Genomic DNA, 18,679 nt, shown 5'->3' with positions numbered 1-18,679 from the left:
TGCATACTTCCTTCTCATATGAATTTCTGGGTAACTTTTCCTTTACCTTCCGTATATTCCACTTCTGCGAAGGCACCATTGACAAATATGATTTGCGGAGGCATATGGCCGCAATCTATGTCGTAAATTACCGGAATGCCAAGCTCTTTTTCCAAATCACTGTACATCCTTTGAGCTGTATAGGTTTCGGTCGGATGGTTCGCCGGACTTCTGCCGAACAGGATGCCCGAGCAATTTTCAAACCAACCGGCGTATTTCATTTGAGTCAGTGAACGTTTCAGGTCCGCAATAGTCATCTCGCAATTTTCCAGAAACCAGAGGACCGGTTCTCCCGGAATGTATTTTTCACGGTATGCTCCCACATCTCCATATGGAGTTCCTGCAGCATGGTGGATTACATCAATGCAGCCGCCCAGGAGCCTGCCTTTGAAACTTGCATCCCTTCCGGAAACCGTCTTCCATTCTGTTTTCTCTGTCAGATGAAACACGTGTGGCGTTGGGTGTTCATGATCCCAGGTCTTTTGGTAAAAGTCAGAGGAAAGCTGTTCGACCTCTCCTCCGCTCCCGGTTTTCAGAACTTCCATCCATTTCGCCGTAGTGCGATCGGTCTCTGGGCCACGCAAGTCAATGATATTGGTGCCATGGGCTGTTGCAATACCCGTCTTCAATGTAATTGCGAGGAGCAGCAGACTGACATCCGAATAGCCGAGCACCCATTTCGGTTCGATCTGACTGAAATCCAGGTGCTCCAAAATTTCTATGAGCAGTTCCCCGCCCCAAGGGGGAATTATGGCATCGATTGCAGGATTCTGGATCATTTCCATAAATTCTTTCGCTCTGACTTCAGCTGGCGCAGATTTGGCATCGTGCTGCGTCCAGGCAGTTTTTCCGACCATTAAAGTGAATCCCCGGTCCTGTTGGCGTTGGATCGTTTCTTCCAGCAGACCATGCAGCTCCTTTCCAACTCCAGATGAAGGAGCTGTCACCCCAATGGACCGGACCATTCCAGATGGATACTGAATCATTTCATAACCCCCTTCACCTGCCTGCAGCTCTTTTCTCAGCTCAACGTCAGAAGTGCTATAAGCATTCCGCATAATATGATGCCACCCAAGATAAACAGAAAAACATGCATCAGAAACTCGAGAAATTTACTGCCTTCACGGTCCAGCGGTTTGGCGGTCATATGTGCAACGCCATAGGATAAACCGGTTTCTTTAAGATGTTTTGTTTTCCGGAATTCCTTTCTGCTCCTCCTTGGCTCCATAAAACCCCTCCTCAATCAGTTTATGTATATTCACTATGTGATAATATTCATTATACTAAAGATAAATTGATATGAAAGACCTACTTTCAAATAATTCGGAACATTTGAACAAAAACTTATCAGCTCCACTCGAAAAGTTTCATAAACAGCATTTATTCGATAAAAAAAGAACCCCGAGTCGGGATTCTTTTTTCTATGCCTGAATCTGTTGAGAAGATTTGATGCTTTTGACTCCCAGAAATGCCTGGAAAACTCCTGCAATCGTGCACAGTATGATGGCGGCATACCCCAACCCAGTAATCGGCTGCAGCATTAACGTCCTGACGACTATCAGCAGCAGCATTGCTGCGAGCGAAAAATTAACGATATAGGGACGGTCATAGAACTTCTTTAAAGCGTAAGCTGCAAAGATTGCAGTTGCGATAATTGCCAATGATAATACAGTTCCCATTGCATTTCCTCATCCTTTAAAAGATTTTCTTAAATCTTACCATGTTTTCCGAACATTCGATATATGTATGTAAAACTATTAAACATTAGTAGCCGATATTCTACAAAACAGCCACCTTTCCGGGGGCTTGCAAGACTCTTCGCTGCTTTGTGCAAATCACTTCAAAAAATTAACCGTTCATTTATTTCGTATAAATGGCTATAGTAGAAAGAGACAGAATATAAATGGAGGAGGAGAAAGATGAACAATCATGAGATTGACTTTAAATTGTATGGAGATGATATGCAATTTGTGGAAGTAGAACTGGATCCGGATGAAACGGTTGTAGCCGAAGCCGGTTCCCTGATGATGATGGAAGATGGCATTGTCATGGAAACGATTTTCGGGGACGGTTCCGAAAGCAGTGCCACCAGCAGCGTAATGGGAAAACTTCTGGGTGCCGGAAAGAGAATCATTACCGGTGAGAGCCTGTTCATGACTGCGTTTACCAATGAGGGCTCTGGAAAACGCACAGTTTCCTTCGCTTCTCCTTACCCGGGCAAGATTGTGCCTCTGGATCTGAGCAGACTGGGCGGTAAAGTGATTTGCCAGAAGGACGCTTTTTTGGCAGCTGCCAAAGGGGTTTCCATCGGAATCGAATTTCAGCGCAAACTCGGCACCGGATTTTTTGGGGGTGAAGGATTCATTATGCAGAAACTTGAAGGTGACGGCATGGCTTTTATCCATGCTGGCGGTACCCTCTCCCGCAAGAATCTGCAAAAAGGCGAAGTGCTGCGGGTTGATACCGGCTGTCTCGTAGCCATGACTGACGATGTGGAATACAACATCGAAATGGTGTCCGGCGTCAAGACCGCACTTTTTGGGGGAGAAGGACTGTTTTTAGCCACGCTTCGCGGTCCCGGCAGTGTGTGGGTGCAGTCACTTCCATTCAGCCGCCTTGCCAGCAAAGTATTCGCTGCTGCCCCGCAAAATCCTGCGGGGCGCTCGAAAGGTGAAGGCAGCGCTGCCGGTGGGTTGTTCGATCTTCTTGGCGGCAAATGATATGACAAACAAAAAACGTCTCCAAAAGCCCTTTCATAAGCTTTTGGAGACGTTTTTTTTAATTTTTCTGTTTCTTCATGACTTCGACAGCTTCATTGTATTTTGCGAAATCAAACTCAATGCTGTTCGGTTTATAAAAATAAAGAATGGATTCCTTCTCTCCGTGTGCAAGCAAATGTGTTACTACTGCTTTCGGGCTTTTCATATCCACCCCTGCAATATCGGCGTCTGCCAGCAGGGAAAGGATGTTCGGCGGTATTGAATTCATCGTAGGACTCCTTTCATCGGGAAATCTGGACAGCGCTTGATTTACTCAAAATCACGGATATCCAGTATGGTTTCAAGGGTCGCAAAATCTTCCATCTCAAAAAGACTCACCAGTTTTTCGGCAGTTTCTTCCGGTGTACTCAGCAATCCCTTTTTTTTGTACTCTTTGAAGTTCTCGATCAGTGGAAAATCGGCTTCCGAACTTGCCCTGATTTCCCCCTGCATCTCCGTATCGATAATGCCGGGAGCAATCGCCAGTACCTTCACATCCTTATATTCCTTCGCTACACATAAACTGAAATGATCGAGTCCCGCTTTACCGGCGCAGTAGGCACTCCAGCCTTCGTAAGCTTTTCTGCCTGCGCCAGATGAAATATTGATGATTCTTTTTTGGGCCTGCATACCTGCAGCTTCCTGGATGAAAGCACCACTCATGATCATGGGAGCTGTCAGATTCAGGGCGATACTCTTGCTGATGTCTGCAGCAGTGTTGTTGCCTGCAAAACCGATGGGTGCCACAGTTCCCGCGTTGTTGATCAGCGTGACAGAGTTGCAGCCGGCATCGAGCTGTCCGAAAATACCTTTCACCAGATCCGGAATGCCTGCGGAGTCCAGTAAATCAAAAGTAAAAAGTTTCTTTCCGGGCCAGTCTTCCGGCAGTGAACGGGCAATTCCAAAAACTTCATGCCCTCCTTCTGCCAGCATTTTGCTGAGGGCAAGTCCGATTCCTTTTGATGCCCCGGTGATGATATAAGCAGCCATCGTCAGTCGCCCCTCTCAAACATTATTTCCCCTGCCACAATAGTGAGTTCGACGTTGGCTTCGAGCAACTGCTCCACATCTCCTTCAAACAGATCCCGGTCAAAGATAGTAAAATCAGCATCAAAACTCTGTGCAATCAGTCCTCTGGAACTTTCTTTGAAAATGGCCGCCGCACTGCCGGTCGTATAAAGCTGAATCGCTTCAAAACGGCTCAATTTCTCTTCCGGCAAAAATCCTTCATGGGATTCATAAGGTTTGCGTCTTGTAACGGCTGCATAAATTCCCAGCTTGGGATCCACTTCTTCGATTGGTGCATCCGATCCCCCTGCACAGATGAGGCCGCGGTCCAACAGTTTTTTCCACGTGTATGACCATTCAAGCCTTTCTTCTCCAAGGCGTTCGACGACCCATGGAAAATCTGAAGTGACAAAGCTGGGCTGCAGATCAAGTACGACATCGACCTTTTCCATCCGTTCTACCAGATCTTCTCTCAGCACCATGCTGTGAATCAGTCGATCCCGTTTTCCTTGTGGGACGGGATGAGACTCAATGGCATCCAAAGCCTTTTCCATTCCCAGGTCTCCGATAACGTGGATTGCTACCGCTTCTCCGTGCTTTCGGGCGATGGAGACGAGCCGTTTCAGTTCATCGTCAGAATGGATGGCCACCCCGACCGTGGAAGGGTCATCATTATAGGGTTTGCTGAGCAATGCGGTACGGCCTCCAATGGAGCCGTCTGCAAAAATCTTCATCGGGCCGGGATCCACAAATGGCTCCAGGTAACTGGCATGCTCCATCATTTCCTCAAATGCACTGTGCGCCCGCAATAAATGTGCACGAAATTTTGTCTCTTTGCCCAGCACATTCTTAAATGCCTGCAAAGGCTTTGAATAATGTCCGTAATAACCCATGTCTTCCGTATGTGCCCCTGTGAGTCCCAGTGCCAGCAAATCATCGACCGAGGTCTGCAAAGCCTGTGTCAGATACTCTACACTCACTTCCGGTACTTTATCAGATACCAGTTCCTGTGCAGCGTCCAACAGGTAGCCTGTCGGTTCACCATCTGCGTCACGCACGATGAGGCCACCCTCCGGATCTGGTGTTTCTTTCGTAATGCCGGCAAGAGCCAGTGCACTGGAATTTGCCAGTATGGCATGTCTGCATACGCGCTTCAGCAACATCGGCGATTCTGAAATTTCATCCAGTTCAAATCGGTGGAAAATTTTTCGGTCAGGAAAATTATTTTCATTCCATCCTTCCCCGATAAACCATTCATCCGCCTCGAGGTCCACCGTTGACTTGATCAATTGCTGTTTCATATCATCTGAAGAATCGATTTTCGACAAATCCACCCGCAATAATTTTTCCCCATGCCCAATCATGTGCATGTGGCTGTCCACGAAGCCGGGATAAAGAACTTTCCCATTTAGATCAATCTGTTTATCTGCTCTTTCTATTAAATCACTGTAGAGACCCACCGCTTCTATTTTTCCATCAGAAACCAAAACAGCTTCAACTGTTTCCCCTTCTGCCGCCATTGTATAAATATTTCCGCCATGCCATAAAGATTTCATATTCCCACTCCTCTTCTATCATTCAATAATAAGTTGAAACCGCAAACTATTCAATAATTCGTGCGCCAATTTTCAAAATTATCCGCCTAACCCGCCGCTCCCATATGATGTTGCGCGCTATGTTATAATGATTGCATATTTGGAAAGCAGAGGTGAACCTCCTGTACGTGGAGGATTAATTGGACAGTATACTTATCTTAAATTTATTTATCATGGCGCTTCTCATAGCATTTACCGCTATGTTTGTCGCAGCCGAATTCGCGTTCATCAAAGTCCGTGTTTCACGCATCGACCAGTTGATCTCGGAAGGCAATCGAAATGCAGCAATTTCAAAGAAAATCATCGATAATCTCGATTACTACCTTTCAGCATGCCAGCTCGGTATCACTTTGTCCGCTCTCGGACTCGGGTGGTTGGGTGAGCCGGTAGTGGAACAGATGCTGCGCCCCCTATTTGAAGCGATGAACCTCGCAGAACCGGTGACCACAATTTTATCCTTTGGTGTGGCATTTGCAATCATCACTTTTTTCCATGTGGTAATCGGTGAAATGACACCAAAGACCATGGCCATCCAGAACGCTGAAAATATTGCCCTGCAAATTTCGCGTCCCCTCTATTTAGTTGGCATTCTCATGAAACCTGCCATTCAGTTGATGCACGATTCTTCAAAAGGTTTGCTCCGTATTGCAGGGATCAAAACGGTTGGATACGAACAGGCGCATTCCGAAGAAGACCTGAAAATCATTATGACTCAAAGCTATAACAGCGGCGAAATAAATCAAACCGAACTTTCATATATGCAAAATATATTTTCCTTTGATGAAAGAATGTCAAAAGACATTATGATTCCCCGCACGCAAATGGAAACCATCTCGCTCCAAATGGACCATGGCGACCTGATGGAGATTGTACGGGAACATCAATACACGCGCTACCCGGTTACGGAGCAGGGGGACAAGGATGATATCATCGGTTTCATCAATGTTAAGGAAATGCTGACAAATTACACGCAGAAAATGGATTTGAAAGAAAGCATTGCAATCCATAACATTCCATTTGTCCACGATATGGCACCGATACAGGATGTACTGGTGAAAATGCAAAAGGAACATGTTCATATGGCGATTGTGGTGGATGAATACGGCGGAACAGCCGGAGTCATTACAATGGAAGACATTCTGGAAGAAATCGTCGGCGAAATCCGTGATGAATTTGATGAGGACGAACGGGACGAGATCAAGACGCTTGATACTCACCGCTACTTGTTGAACGGCCGAGTCCTGCTGTCGGATCTCGAAGACCGCTTTGGGCTCCATTTTTATGACAGCGAAGATGTTGACACAATCGGCGGATGGGTACAGATGATGAACACTGAAATTACAGAAGGCGGAAAAGTCGAACTTCCCGGCCATACAATCACTGTCAGGGAAATGGAAAATCACCAGATTATCCGTCTATTGCTCGTGAAGCACGAATAAGCGATCCACAAATCTGCATTCACAAATATGAAAAAGGTATATCGGAAAACTCCGATATACCTTTTTCATATTAGTTTATTTTGCTTGATTCATTATTTGTCCTGCAGCAATGATTTCTCGTATTCATATTTTTTCATCAGCATTTCGCCGCTGTAACCTTCTTCGATCAGTTTGGCAAGAATGGCACGTGAATCTTCGTCGTTTGCTTCCGGCTGTTGTTGCCGGTCAATCTCCACTTCGTTTTCCGCATCCGAAATCCAATCTGAAAAGCCGCCGGTATAGAGCCTTAACGACTCATGGCCCGTCTCGGCAAGCATAGCATACAAAGGAGCTGCTGTAACACCGCTGCCGCAATAGACGACTACCGGTTCATGTGGTTGGGCGACTGCAGAAAAGTCCGTGTCGGTAACGAATTTGCCGTTTTGTACAAGCTGACTCCAGTCAAAATTATGGGCCCCCGGGATTCTTCCGGCCACTCGGTCTATCGGTTCCTCGATGCCCGCAAAGCGTTCCGGTGCCCTTGCATCCAGAAGGATTCCGAGCTCATCCCCTTTGATGATGTTTTTCACATATTGGCGGTCTGCGTAAATACTGCTGTCGAAGTCCGGTTCAAAATCAGAAACTGTAACCTCTGGTACTTCATCAGTTACTTCCGCCCCTTTTCCTTTCAGTTCACTAAATCCGGCTTTGCTGATGTAGACATTGTCAAAACCGCAATACTTCAACAGCCACCATGCTCTGGCAGCATAAGGGGCGCCCCCTTGGTCATACACGACAATTTTATCGGCAACTGAAAGTCCGCTTGAGCGAATAAGCTCCACCAGCTGATTATTTGAAGGCATCGGATGACGGCCTGCGTCTGAGGCCATATCACTCAAATCTTTTTCAAGATCCCAATAGATCGCCCCTTTAATGTGTTCCTGTTCATAGAGGGTTTTGCCCTCGTCCGGTTTTCCAAGCTCATACCTGGCATCGATCCACCGGTAAGTTTCCATATCCAGAGTTTCGATAAATACCTTCATCTCTTACACCCTTTCGCTGATCAGATTTGAGTAGATTTCTTTCCATTGTGCAAGCTTTTCTTGCTGCTGCAAAAGTGTCCGCTCCGAATCGATCTGATCGGCACCCTGCCGGACAATATGCTGCCTTAATCCTTCGGCTTCCTGCTCAATCCAGAATTCCGCCCACTCCTGCAGCTTCCGCTTTTCCTTTTCCAGATAAACAGCCGCATCTGGCTCCATCAAAGCCTGGAGGGCATCTCGTAATTTCTCTTTTTCGTTCTTCTCGAAAAAGCTTCTATTATTCTTATAATACGACCTTACGGAAGAATAGTCTTTGTCTGTGAAAGCCTTATCCGGTTCAAGCATTGCGGTTTCCTCAATTTCATAAGGTGTGAAAGAGAAATCCGGATTTTGTGAACGCAGTTTTTCAGTGTCGTCACGGAAGCGGCTGTCCAGTGTTTTTTTAATCTGCTGGGCCAGCCGGAAGTTCGTTACCCGAATTTCCTGCTCAAAGTCAAAAGCGGTCATTTCGACAACTTCGTGAAGAGCGATGTTCAAAGATTGCTGCGCGGATTTTCCCGCAAACAGCGATGGGTTGTAAGCTTCCTTGAAGAAATCATTGAAGCGATAGAAAACACGCTGATTGACATAATACAGCAACTCATTTAACTCCTGAGCTGCTTCTTTGATCATTACAGGTGCCGGAGATTCAGCAAATTGCTTGCGCAGTTGCTGCTCGAGAACTTTCAGTTCTTCCAGACGTTCATCTTTCCGGGACATATTGGTCTCTGTGTGTTCAATCAAAGATTGGAAGCGACCGACAGCCTTCTGCTCTTCCTCGGCGAGGGACTGGACAGCCATCCCTTTCAGTTCATCTTTCAGGAAATGCTGGAATGCTTCTTCAAATTGCGGCATGCCTGAATGCTGGCGATCTTTCAAAGCCTGCAGGCTGGAAACGCCGAATAGACGTGGAAACCTGATGCCGAATTTCTGCAATTCCTCTTCCACGTATTTTTCGACGGATTCCTGTTCCTCCCTGTTTTGGGCCAAATCGATTGCGTTGACGACGAAGAACATTTTGTCCATCTCAAAGGCATCTTTGACGCGTCCCAATTGAATAAGGAATTCCCGGTCAGCTCTGGCGAAAGCATGGTTATAATATGTGATGAAGAGAATTGCATCGGCATTGCGGATGTATTCAAACGCAACATTCGTATGGCGGGCATTGATCGAATCCGCTCCTGGTGTATCCACTAGTGTAACGCCGTTGCGGGTCAGTTCGCAATCATAATAAAAATCAATTTCATCAACAAAACAGCTGCGTTCTTCCTTGGCAACGTACAAACCGAATTCTTCCCGATTGGTCCGGATGGTTTCTCCAAGCCGATCTTTGAAATCATCGTAACCTGCCCGGAACGCATCGATAAAGGACTTATGCACCTGTTGCTCCGTTCCGCCTGCTTCCGGCAGCTGCCCGGCTTTTCGGTAAGCGTCCTCCAGCGACTGGATATTTATCTCAAATACACCGAATGAATTGCGGACGTCGTCAGTCATTTGATGTACCGTTTTTAATCGTACATCCGCTGTTTCATGCGGGTGCTTTTCAGAAACCGGACGGATTCGGTTGATGGTCGCGGTGGTCGGATTGGGCGAGACAGGCAAAACGGTCTCACCCATCAACGCATTCGAAAATGAAGACTTGCCGGCACTGAAGGCACCGAACAGGGCAATCGTGAATTCCTGTCCTTCCAGCCTGGAAGCTTTTCTTTTCAGGTACTCTGCTGTTTCCTCAAAACCTCTGATTGGCGCTATTGCTGAAGCTGTTCTTTCAGCACGGGTTAAAACTGCGGTTTCATCCTGAATTTCGATGTCGGAAGTCTCAGGAGAGTTTTGTGGTTCCACAGCAAGCTCCTCTTCCTTCTCAACAAGCATGGACGGCTCAAATTCGACCATATCATCAGTCGAAGCCTGAAATTCCTGCTGCCACTCTTCCAGCAAAGCTTCTGCAGCCAGTTTCTGATTCGGCAGCATCGCAGTGAAGGCACGCTCCACTTTTTCAATCTTGCGATCCATTTCTTCCAGTGTGCTGATGGCCAGCAGTTTTTGGTTCAACGTTTCAGCTTTCATGCCCATTTCGGTTCCTGTATCTTCCGGAAGAGATTCAAATTTCTCCTTTTGGGCATTCTTCCAGCTTTCCGTTTCTTTGATAAACCATCGCTGAATTGCCACACTCAAACTGTTTGCGAAATTCAGAACGGTATCGCCTGTAATCAGGACACCTTTCGGCAATTGGTCTTCCACCACTGAAAATGGGGGAATCAGTTCCATATCGTCGATTCTGAGTGAATCGCTGTCTGTTAATAACCCCGCATCTTTCAACTCTGACTTCATCAGCCTTTTCAGATGCACCGTAATCTGGGAAGGTATGACCACTGCCAACTTTTCTTCAACTTCCCGCCGGCGGGCGTCCCGTTCGGCTTCGGTTTTTTTGGCACTGAACAGCATGCCCACTTTGAAATCAGGTTGCATCGCTTCCAGATAGAGGGTCAGCGCATTGCGCAATTCATAGGGCATGATGTTGGCATTTTCCAGCAATTCTTTGCGGTTCTTTTCAAAATCATTTTTCCAGCTCTCAAAATCCTGAACGGACATTCTGCGCTCCACTTTATTCGTTTCCGCTTTGACTTCTTCCCGCATTTCCCATTCTTCCGGGCTGAGCACGTTCGAAAAGGTTTCAAGCCTTTCCATCTTTTCGTCTTCCAAATAGTTCAGGTGTTCATCTTTTAACTGGGCAAGCGCCGATTCCGCTGCCTTCCCCACATTTCCCTGCCAGCCTGCCATCGAAGAAGCTACAAGACTTTTCACTCCTTCGAAATCATTGCCTTCCATCTCGAAATTCCGCAATGAGGTAAAGAAGATTCCTTTTGGTTCAACACCCCAGGCAGAAAAAGAATCTCTTACAGACTTTTTGAAATCCGTGAAATTCAGTTCGCTGTCCTGGTGTTTGTCGATTTGATTGACGATTAAGTAGAGGTCGGTATACTTCTGCAATTCCTTCGTAAAATTAAAATTCAACTCGGATTGAACATGGTTATAGTCCATTACATAAAACACCATGTCCGCAATATGGAGCGCCGACTCGGTGGAAATCCGGTGGGCATCATTTGTCGAGTCCACGCCGGGAGTGTCCATGACACTGACACCTTCCGGCAGGACCGAATCTTGATGGCCGATATCGATTTGGGTCACATCACCGCTTTTGCAATACTCTTTGACGGCTTCAAAATCGTAATTCTCTGGAAAATATACCGGTTTCCCGTCGGTTTTGTTGACGATGGCAAAATCCGATTCTGCTTTATGTACATTGACAATATTGGCACTTGTCGGGATCGGGCTCGACGGCAGCAAGGTTTCGCCCGTCAGCGCATTGATCATCGATGATTTGCCCGATGAGAAATGGCCGGCAAAGCCAATGATGAATTGGTCTTTCAGGATTTTCTTCCCGAACAATTTCGCTTTCGCTGCACGGTCGTTATCGTCGTTCTCATTGAATATACGGTGCAGGCGCGCGGTTTCGATTAATTCTTTGTGATGTTCCAAAGCTGTCATATTCAGGAATCTCCTTCATTTCATACTCCTTTTATCATACCATTTATCGCGTTAAACGAAAAACATCCCCTCCAATAAAGGAGAGGATGTTTATGTGCTGGTGAGAAAGCGTAATTTCTTCAAAGCATTTCGCTTTAGGCGGATGCTTTCCGCGGGGAGCGGCCTGAGCCTCCTCGTCCGCTTCGAAAACCGATGCTCCTGCAGCGTTACACGCTTCGTCGCAAAGGTTCGACCGAATGTAGTTCGGTCAAACCTTCCCTGCGGGGTCTCAGGACTCGCTCTGGTTCCCGCAGGAAAGACATTGGCCGAAGCTTGCGAGGACAAGTCTTTGCGACGAAGCAGCGAAGCGATGCAGGAGCATATCTTTGCCCTTCATCGCCTGACGCTTCATTCTAGTATTCTTCAGAATTGAAGTGTCTACTTCTTGAAAAAAACACAGAAAAGACAATCCTTATTATAGAAGACATTCTGAGATATGGAGCAAAAAAGCGAAGACGCCCAGGGGAGCAGGCGGATGCCGACGAAGTGCAAGATCCACTCGGGCGAAGTGCAACGAGACCGAGTTAGCTCAGCGCGAGCCAAGAGTTGGCCGTAGCCTGCAAGGCCGGCTCTTTGCGACGAAGCTAGCGCAGCGATGCAGGAGCACGGGTTTTGGCAAGCGAAGCTGTTTTGCGCAATATCGTTTAACAGAATATCGCTTTTCTTTGTCCAGACTCCAGCGGCCCAGCTCTTCGGGTCATAAGCCACTTTAGCTATGCGACTGAAAAGACGCCGCTTCGCTAAATCGTCTTATGCCTGTCAGAGCTTAATGGGCGCTCTCGCTTTTCTTTGTCCAGACTCCGGCGACCCAGCTCCTCGGGTCATAAGCCAGCCCAGCTACGCGGCGGAACGCCACTTCGCTGGTCCGTCTTATGCCTTTCGGAGCTAAACGGGTGCCGTCGCTTTTCTTTGTCCAGACTCCGGCGACCCAGCTCCTCGGATCATAAGCCAGCCCAGCTACGCGGCGGAGCGCCACTTCGCTGGTCCGTCTTATGCCTTTCGGAGCTAAACGGGTGCCGTCGCTTTTCTTTGTCCAGACTCCGGCGACCCAGCTCCTCGGGTCATAAGCCAGCCCAGCTACGCGGCGGAACGCCACTTCGCTGGTCCGTCTTATGCCTTTCGGAGCTAAACGGGTGCCGTCGCTTTTCTTACGAAAACCCATGAATCGACATGCCGCCGTCTACGAACAGGGTCTGGCCCGTTATGTAGCTGGATGCTTCCGAAGCAAGGAAAACGGCCGGTGTTGCGACTTCCGGCAATTCCCCGACACGTTTCATCGGAGTGACGGCCAGAATCGAATCGAGGTATTCCAGGTCGCTCAATAATTTTTCGGTCAATGGCGTACGGAAATACCATGGCCCGATGGCATTGACACGGATATTCTGTTCGCCCCATTCCATAGCCATGACACGCGTCATCTGGATGATCGCCGCTTTGGAGGCTGCGTAGATGACGCCTGTCTTCAACGCCCGCTCTCCACCGACGGAACTGATATTGATGATTGAGCCGCCATTGTGCATCTTTTTGGCAGCTTCCTGAGAGAACATAAAAACACTTTGTGCATTTGTGTCCATGATTTTATGCCATTCTTCGTCGGATGCATCAAGCAGTTTTGAACGAATGTTCATGCCTGCATTATTCACCAGAACGTCGATCGCACCGAACCGTTCCATTGTCAATTCAACAACTGCCTGAATCTGGCTGCGATCGGTAATATCCGCCACTGCATATTCTGTGCGTTCATTGGCAATGATTTCTTTTACATTTTGCAGATCTGATTCCGTACGGGCCACCAGCATCACATTGGCTCCCGCTTCAGCCATTGCTCTCGCAATCGCCTGGCCAATCCCTTTTCCGGCACCTGTGACAATAGCCGTTTTACCTTCCAGACTGAATGACTTCAACATAATTATCCCCTCCGGCTTCTATTATAAGCGAAAATTCACATAATTGTTCCATCACTTCTAAATTAAACATTATTCCCCAAGAATATAATCCATAAAAAAACCGTCCCACTTTAAACGGGACGGTCCAAACTTGATTTTATACCAATTGATAAACTGCTGAATACTTTTCTTCCAGGTATTTCGCCAAGTGATCGGCATTCAGGCCTTCGCCTGTCGCTTCTTCCAGTATTTCAAGCGGTTTTTTCATGGAACCGTGGCGATGGACGTTGTCGGTGAGCCATTCACGGATCGGTCCAATATTGCCTGTGGCCAAAAGATCATCGTAATTCGGCAAGTCATTCAGCATGGCGTTCTTGAATTGCGCGGCATACATATAACCAAGCGCATAGGATGGGAAATAGCCGAAACTGGCGCCTGCCCAGTGAACATCCTGAAGCACGCCTTCCGCATCATTCGACGGTCGGATTCCCAGGTACTCCTCGTACTTATCATTCCAGAGCTGCGGCAAATCCTTTACTTCGAATTCTCCATTGAACAAACCTTTTTCAAGTTCGTAACGGATCATGATGTGCAGGGCATAAGTCAGTTCATCCGCTTCGATCCGGATCAGCGAAGGTTTGGATTCATTGATTGCACGGATAAAATCCTCCTGTTTCACTTGGCTGAACTGTTCAGGCGAGAAGACTTTCAGAAGTTCATAATTGCCTTCCCAGAACTTGTCGCTGCGGCCGACAAAATTCTCAAGAAACAGCGATTGGGATTCATGGATGCCCATTGAAGCACCGCCCTCCACAAAAGTTCCGCTTAAGTCTTCCCCGATATTCTGTTCATACAGCGCATGGCCGCATTCATGAATTGTCCCGAAAACCGCTGTACGGAAATCTTTTTCGTCATATTTCGTCGTGATGCGAACATCCTGTCGGTTGATGCCAATCATGAAGGGGTGAACCGTTTCATCGAGACGACCCGCTTCGAAATCGTAACCCAGCTGGTCCAGAATTTTGTTGCTGAAATCACGCTGCGCTTCTTTCGGGAAGTGCCTGTAGAGAAAATCCGTGTCAGGTTTGCTTGTCGAAGCCGCAATTCTTTGCACCAAAGGAATAATGCGATTCCGCAACTGTCCAAAAACATCATCCAGAATTTCCGTCGTCATACCCGGTTCGTACTGATCCAATAGCGTATTATAGGCGCTGCCGTTTTTCTCGCCCCAATAGCCGATCATTTTCTTTGTCGTAGCTACCAGCTTTTCCAGATATGGCTGGAATAATGCAAAATCTGTGTTTTCTTTTGCAGTCTCCCACACTGATTCCGCTTTGGATTGCAAAATGACAAATTCCTTGTACTCTTCCGGGGGAATCTTTTTGCTGAGGTCGTACTGTTTCCGGGCTTCTTCAACTGAACGCTGAATCACTGGATCCAGTTGCTCTTTTTTCTCTTCCAAAGCTGCTATCAAATCTCCGAACTCGTCTGAAGTTGACATAATAAAAATATCAGAAGAAATCGTTCCGATCGTTTCCGACCGCAAGTCCACACCCTTTTTGGGCGCTCCGGTGCGAAGGTCCCAATAAAGTAAGGAAACGGCTTCGTTATACGCTTTCAACTTTTTCATATGGTCGGTAAATTGTTTTTCTATAGACATATAAATCCCCCTTTGTTGATAGGGTCTATTATATCATGAAAATAATCCTGTATTCAGACATTTTCCGCTGGTACCGGAAGAACCGCTTGCCACAGATGCTCAAGTGACAATTCTTCCTCGTTCAGCAGCAGATGGATTTCACCATGGTCTTCGGATGTCCGGATCAAACGTCCAATCCCTTGCTGGATCCGCAATTGCATGAACGGCAGGTCGATTTCTTCCAATGGATTCAGACTGAATTTTCGCTTCGCCTCGAAAACCGGATCCTGTGGCGGAAACGGCAGATCGACGATGATCACTTTTGTCAGCGCCTGTTTCGGCAGATCCAGCCCTTCCCATAAATGATAGGAACAGAGGACCTGGAATTTGCCTGCCTGGAAATCTTTGACGACCGTCGACAATTCACGATCTCCTTCAAATTCCATTTTAAAGGAATGGTCCAGGGGCAAAGAATGCTTGAAATGTTCCATATCCATTTTGGATTTGAATAGAATCAGCGTCTGTTCCCCGCCTGCCAGTAAGTCAAAGGCACGCTGGAATTTATCCTGCTGATCCAGGGGATGTTTGATAACTTTCATGACGTCTTCATAGTCAAATGGCGATGGTACCGAGAACGACTTGTATTTGTCGATGCCCAAGCTGTCAGCCAAATAACTGAAGTCCTTCTGGATGGATAAGGTCGCCGAAGAAAAAATGATCGGTACTTTTCCGTCAAACAGTTTTTCGTCGAGAATATCCGTCACGAGCCGTGGCATGATGACCAGTGTTTCCACTTCATCCTTCACTTCCAGCCATTGGACTGCGTCGCCTTCTTCAGTAAACAGCCCCATGGAAAAGATGTACTTCTCGAAAAACTCTTCTGCCAGCCGCAATTCGTATTCGGGAATGGTGAATAACTCCCCATCGAACACAAACTCCTCCAGCATCCCATTGATATGTTTGATCAATTGCTTGCCGAGCGCAATCAGATTCGGATCCCGCCTGATCGCTTTCCGGTCTTCTTCGCTCTCCACCAGATTGGTGCGCAGCAATCGGAAAAATTCATTGTGCAGATCGATGGTCTCTTCGATCATATTCAAGGTCTTTTCACGGACATTATCAGCCAGAATGCTTTCAGTCACAGCATACAGTGAGCTTTCTTGCACTTCATAAGTCAAAGCGCGCTGTGCAGCGAATTCCAACAAATGGCCTTCATCGAGGACAATCTGTGAAAACTCCGGCAACAGAGGAGTCTGGCCTTCCCGGATGCGGGTTTCTTTTGTCCAAAGATGCTCCATCAGGAAATCGTGAGAGCAAATAACTAAATCCGTCGCTTCCCGGTAATGGTTGCGGTGAATCGTCTGTCCGCATTTGTTGCGCAACTCGCAGGCTGCGCAATTCTGGATGGGGTGATAATTCACCTGTTGCCAGTCTTCATCCGTGATGTCCGGGTAACTTGAACGTTCGCCGTACGGATATGTGTTTTGCATTGAGAAGGTTTTGTTGACGAATTCCGGTAAGCGCGCTTCAATTTCGTCCACGAATTCAGCATCGCTTCTTTTTTTGGCCCCTTCAAGGCGCTGCAGACATAAATACTGATCGCGTGATTTTGCCAGGCGGACGTCCAGGTTCAAATCGAACAGGTCATTCATGCGGTCGATGTCCCCGCCTTCTTTGACAAGCTGTTCGATTAAGGTTTCGTCTGCACAGGAAATGAGTGCCGGCTTTCCGGTATATCGCGCATAGGCAATGGCAGGCAATAAATATGCCAGGGTTTTACCGGTACCGACACCCGCCTCAGCGAACATGACCGATTTTTCTTTCAAGGTTTTCTCAATTTGGAAGGCCATGAAAATCTGCTCATCCCGCAGGTCGTAGCCTTTTTCCGGAAGTTCATCATAGAAAACATCCCCAATCCAATCATTCAATGATTCAAAAAAGGTTTTTTCCTTGGATAGAGGAAATGGTATAGGCTGTCTCATAAACTCTCCTTACAGAGAAACGGAAGAGCCGCTGCTCTTCCGTTTCATCAATTTTATTTTTTCGATCGTTCTCCCCAGAATTGGAAAAGGTCAGTGCGGATAAAGCCGTTGAATAATTTGCGTTTTTTCGTTGCCGGTTGGCCGTAAAGCGCTTCAAATCTAGCCATGGATGACAAGATATACACCGACCAGGTCGGGTACTTCGAAAAGATGCGCCCCATATCCTTGATCATTTCTTCAATTACTTCTATTTCACCGATTCGCTCACCATAAGGTGGGTTGCCGATGATGACACCATTCTCTTCAGTAGTGGCAAAATCTTTCACCTGGCGCTGTTCGAATTGGATAATATCTCCAAATCCGGCTTCACGGGCATTCTGTTCTGCAATTTTCACCATGTTGTGGTCGATGTCGGTGCCCAGAATATTGAGAGGCTGGTCATAATTTTCCAGTTCCTCCGCCTGTTCACGCACTTCCTTCCAAATCGCCTCACCAATCCATGGCCATTTTTCACTGTCAAATTCCCGGTTGTATCCCGGTGCGATGTTTTGTCCGATCATTGCCGCTTCGATGACGATTGTTCCCGAACCGCAGAATGGATCGACGAATGGACGATCCGGTGACCAGCGTGATATTTTTACCAGGGCCGCTGCAAGTGTTTCTTTTAACGGCGCTTCGCCCTGATCGAGACGATAGCCGCGTTTATGGAGTCCTGCGCCGCTTGTGTCGATTGATAATTGAACTTTGTCTTTCAGGATGGAAACTTCTATTTTGAAGCGCGGACCGGATTCATCCAGGAAAGAATTGCGGTGATATGCTCCTTTTAACCGTTCGACGATTGCCTTTTTAACAATAGACTGGCAGTTCGGCACCGAATGCAAAGTCGATTTGACCGACTTCCCCTGTACCGGGAACTCAGCATCGACTGGAAGAAATTTTTCCCATTCGATTGCCTTGGTTTTTTCAAATAATTCATCAAATGTTAAAGCGTCGAATTCCCCTGCAATGACTTTTACACGGTCAGCAGTGCGCAGCCAGAGATTCGTTTTAGCGATATCCCGCTCATCGCCCTCAAAAAACACTTTGCCGTTTTCAGTTTGCGTTTCGTAGCCCATTTCCTTCACTTCACTGGCGACAATCGACTCAAGGCCCATTGCAGCAGTTGCTAACAATTTATATGTAGCCATACTTACACCCTTTCCTGTTGACTCTGTAGTTCCATTATATAGAAGTAGATATTTATATAAAATGTAAATTGTCAACTCAAGTCGAACGTGGCAAGAAATTCATGAATACCTCAAATGGCGTATTGTAATTCAGTACTTTCCGGAGGACCTGATTGAATACTAGGAGAAAGTCCATGATCTCCTTCTGGGTCATCCGGCTGAAGTCGGTTCCTTTTGGATAGGTGCGGCGAACACGGCCATTGCTGTTTTCGTTGGTGCCGCGTTGGCCCGGCACGCCAGGATCGGAAAAGTAAACGGGAATTTCCAGTGCCTTTTCCACCTCGACCCATCCGTGAAATTCCTTGCCCCGGTCGGCGGTGATGGATTTCACCACTTTCTTTGGCAGGTTTTTCAACACATGGGTGATTGCCTGCGCTGTTTCACTTGCCGTCTTCGCAGCCAGCTTGTAGATAATCTCAAACCGGGTGGTGCGTTCAGTCAATGTGAGGATCTGGCT

16 protein-coding genes are annotated in these 18,679 nt (G+C 47.2%); 2 read left to right on the top strand and 14 right to left on the bottom strand.

The window, feature by feature from the left end; all coding sequences use genetic code 11:
• Positions 1-14 precede the first annotated feature (14 nt).
• The 3 genes from DIJ65_RS08160 to DIJ65_RS08150 form a co-directional block, all read right to left on the bottom strand.
• Positions 15-1,025 carry a S66 family peptidase gene (locus DIJ65_RS08160; RefSeq protein WP_117301167.1) on the bottom strand — a complete coding sequence of 337 codons (1,011 nt, stop codon included), beginning with the start codon at positions 1,023-1,025 and terminating at the stop codon, positions 15-17.
• Between the two features lie 35 nt (positions 1,026-1,060).
• On the bottom strand, positions 1,061-1,267 hold the full coding sequence (locus tag DIJ65_RS08155) for a hypothetical protein (protein WP_117301165.1): 207 nt from the start codon (positions 1,265-1,267) through the stop codon (positions 1,061-1,063).
• A gap of 193 nt (positions 1,268-1,460) precedes the next feature.
• Positions 1,461-1,718 carry a hypothetical protein gene (locus DIJ65_RS08150; protein WP_117301163.1) on the bottom strand — a complete coding sequence of 86 codons (258 nt, stop codon included), beginning with the start codon at positions 1,716-1,718 and terminating at the stop codon, positions 1,461-1,463.
• 240 nt (positions 1,719-1,958) lie between these two features.
• On the opposite strand from DIJ65_RS08150, the gene DIJ65_RS08145 reads away from it, so the two are divergent.
• Positions 1,959-2,759: a TIGR00266 family protein gene (locus DIJ65_RS08145; RefSeq protein ID WP_117301161.1), complete on the top strand. Its 801-nt coding sequence runs from the start codon at positions 1,959-1,961 to the stop codon at positions 2,757-2,759.
• Between the two features lie 58 nt (positions 2,760-2,817).
• Here DIJ65_RS08145 and DIJ65_RS08140 read toward each other — a convergent pair whose 3' ends face one another.
• From DIJ65_RS08140 to DIJ65_RS08130, 3 genes are read right to left on the bottom strand one after another with little or no spacing between them, the layout of a single operon-like run.
• A complete protein-coding gene (locus DIJ65_RS08140) occupies positions 2,818-3,027 on the bottom strand; it encodes a hypothetical protein (RefSeq protein ID WP_117301159.1) in 210 nt (69 codons plus the stop codon).
• 41 nt (positions 3,028-3,068) lie between these two features.
• Positions 3,069-3,788 carry an SDR family NAD(P)-dependent oxidoreductase gene (locus DIJ65_RS08135; RefSeq protein WP_185959527.1) on the bottom strand — a complete coding sequence of 240 codons (720 nt, stop codon included), beginning with the start codon at positions 3,786-3,788 and terminating at the stop codon, positions 3,069-3,071.
• 2 nt (positions 3,789-3,790) lie between these two features.
• Positions 3,791-5,362, bottom strand: a complete 1,572-nt coding sequence (locus DIJ65_RS08130) for an amidohydrolase (protein WP_117301155.1) — start codon at positions 5,360-5,362, stop codon at positions 3,791-3,793.
• A 179-nt stretch (positions 5,363-5,541) separates the two neighbouring features.
• Between DIJ65_RS08130 and DIJ65_RS08125 the strand changes: the two genes are divergently transcribed.
• Positions 5,542-6,840 (top strand): hemolysin family protein, encoded by a 1,299-nt coding sequence (locus tag DIJ65_RS08125; RefSeq protein WP_117301153.1) that lies wholly within the window; start codon positions 5,542-5,544, stop codon positions 6,838-6,840.
• Between the two features lie 92 nt (positions 6,841-6,932).
• Here DIJ65_RS08125 and DIJ65_RS08120 read toward each other — a convergent pair whose 3' ends face one another.
• From DIJ65_RS08120 to DIJ65_RS08085, 8 genes are all read right to left on the bottom strand, one after another.
• The gene (locus DIJ65_RS08120; protein ID WP_117301151.1) at positions 6,933-7,862 is read right to left on the bottom strand and encodes a sulfurtransferase; all 930 of its coding nucleotides are present in this window, start codon (positions 7,860-7,862) and stop codon (positions 6,933-6,935) included.
• 3 nt (positions 7,863-7,865) lie between these two features.
• Entirely contained in the window at positions 7,866-11,450 is a 3,585-nt protein-coding gene (locus DIJ65_RS08115) for a dynamin family protein (RefSeq protein ID WP_117301149.1), read from the bottom strand.
• 805 nt (positions 11,451-12,255) lie between these two features.
• Complete coding sequence (locus DIJ65_RS08110; protein WP_117301147.1) at positions 12,256-12,651, bottom strand: hypothetical protein; 396 nt, start codon at positions 12,649-12,651, stop codon at positions 12,256-12,258.
• Positions 12,638-13,396, bottom strand: coding sequence for an SDR family NAD(P)-dependent oxidoreductase (locus DIJ65_RS08105; protein ID WP_117301145.1), 759 nt, complete (start codon positions 13,394-13,396; stop codon positions 12,638-12,640). Before DIJ65_RS08105 ends, DIJ65_RS08110 begins: the two co-directional genes overlap by 14 nt.
• 136 nt (positions 13,397-13,532) lie before the next feature.
• The gene (locus tag DIJ65_RS08100; protein WP_117301143.1) at positions 13,533-15,035 is read right to left on the bottom strand and encodes a carboxypeptidase M32; all 1,503 of its coding nucleotides are present in this window, start codon (positions 15,033-15,035) and stop codon (positions 13,533-13,535) included.
• Positions 15,036-15,088: 53 nt separating this feature from the next.
• Positions 15,089-16,996: an ATP-dependent DNA helicase gene (locus tag DIJ65_RS08095; RefSeq protein ID WP_117301141.1), complete on the bottom strand. Its 1,908-nt coding sequence runs from the start codon at positions 16,994-16,996 to the stop codon at positions 15,089-15,091.
• 53 nt (positions 16,997-17,049) lie between these two features.
• Positions 17,050-18,183 (bottom strand): THUMP domain-containing class I SAM-dependent RNA methyltransferase, encoded by a 1,134-nt coding sequence (locus tag DIJ65_RS08090; RefSeq protein ID WP_117301140.1) that lies wholly within the window; start codon positions 18,181-18,183, stop codon positions 17,050-17,052.
• A gap of 76 nt (positions 18,184-18,259) precedes the next feature.
• Positions 18,260-18,679 (bottom strand): IS30 family transposase (locus DIJ65_RS08085; protein WP_142836491.1); only part of this gene is annotated, 420 nt, incomplete at its 5' end.

It is taken from the genome of Planococcus salinarum, assembly GCF_007004625.1.
Classification (GTDB): domain Bacteria; phylum Bacillota; class Bacilli; order Bacillales_A; family Planococcaceae; genus Planococcus; species Planococcus salinarum.
The sequence above is the reverse complement of the archived record's forward strand: the minus strand, read 5'-3'. Positions and strand labels throughout refer to the sequence as shown.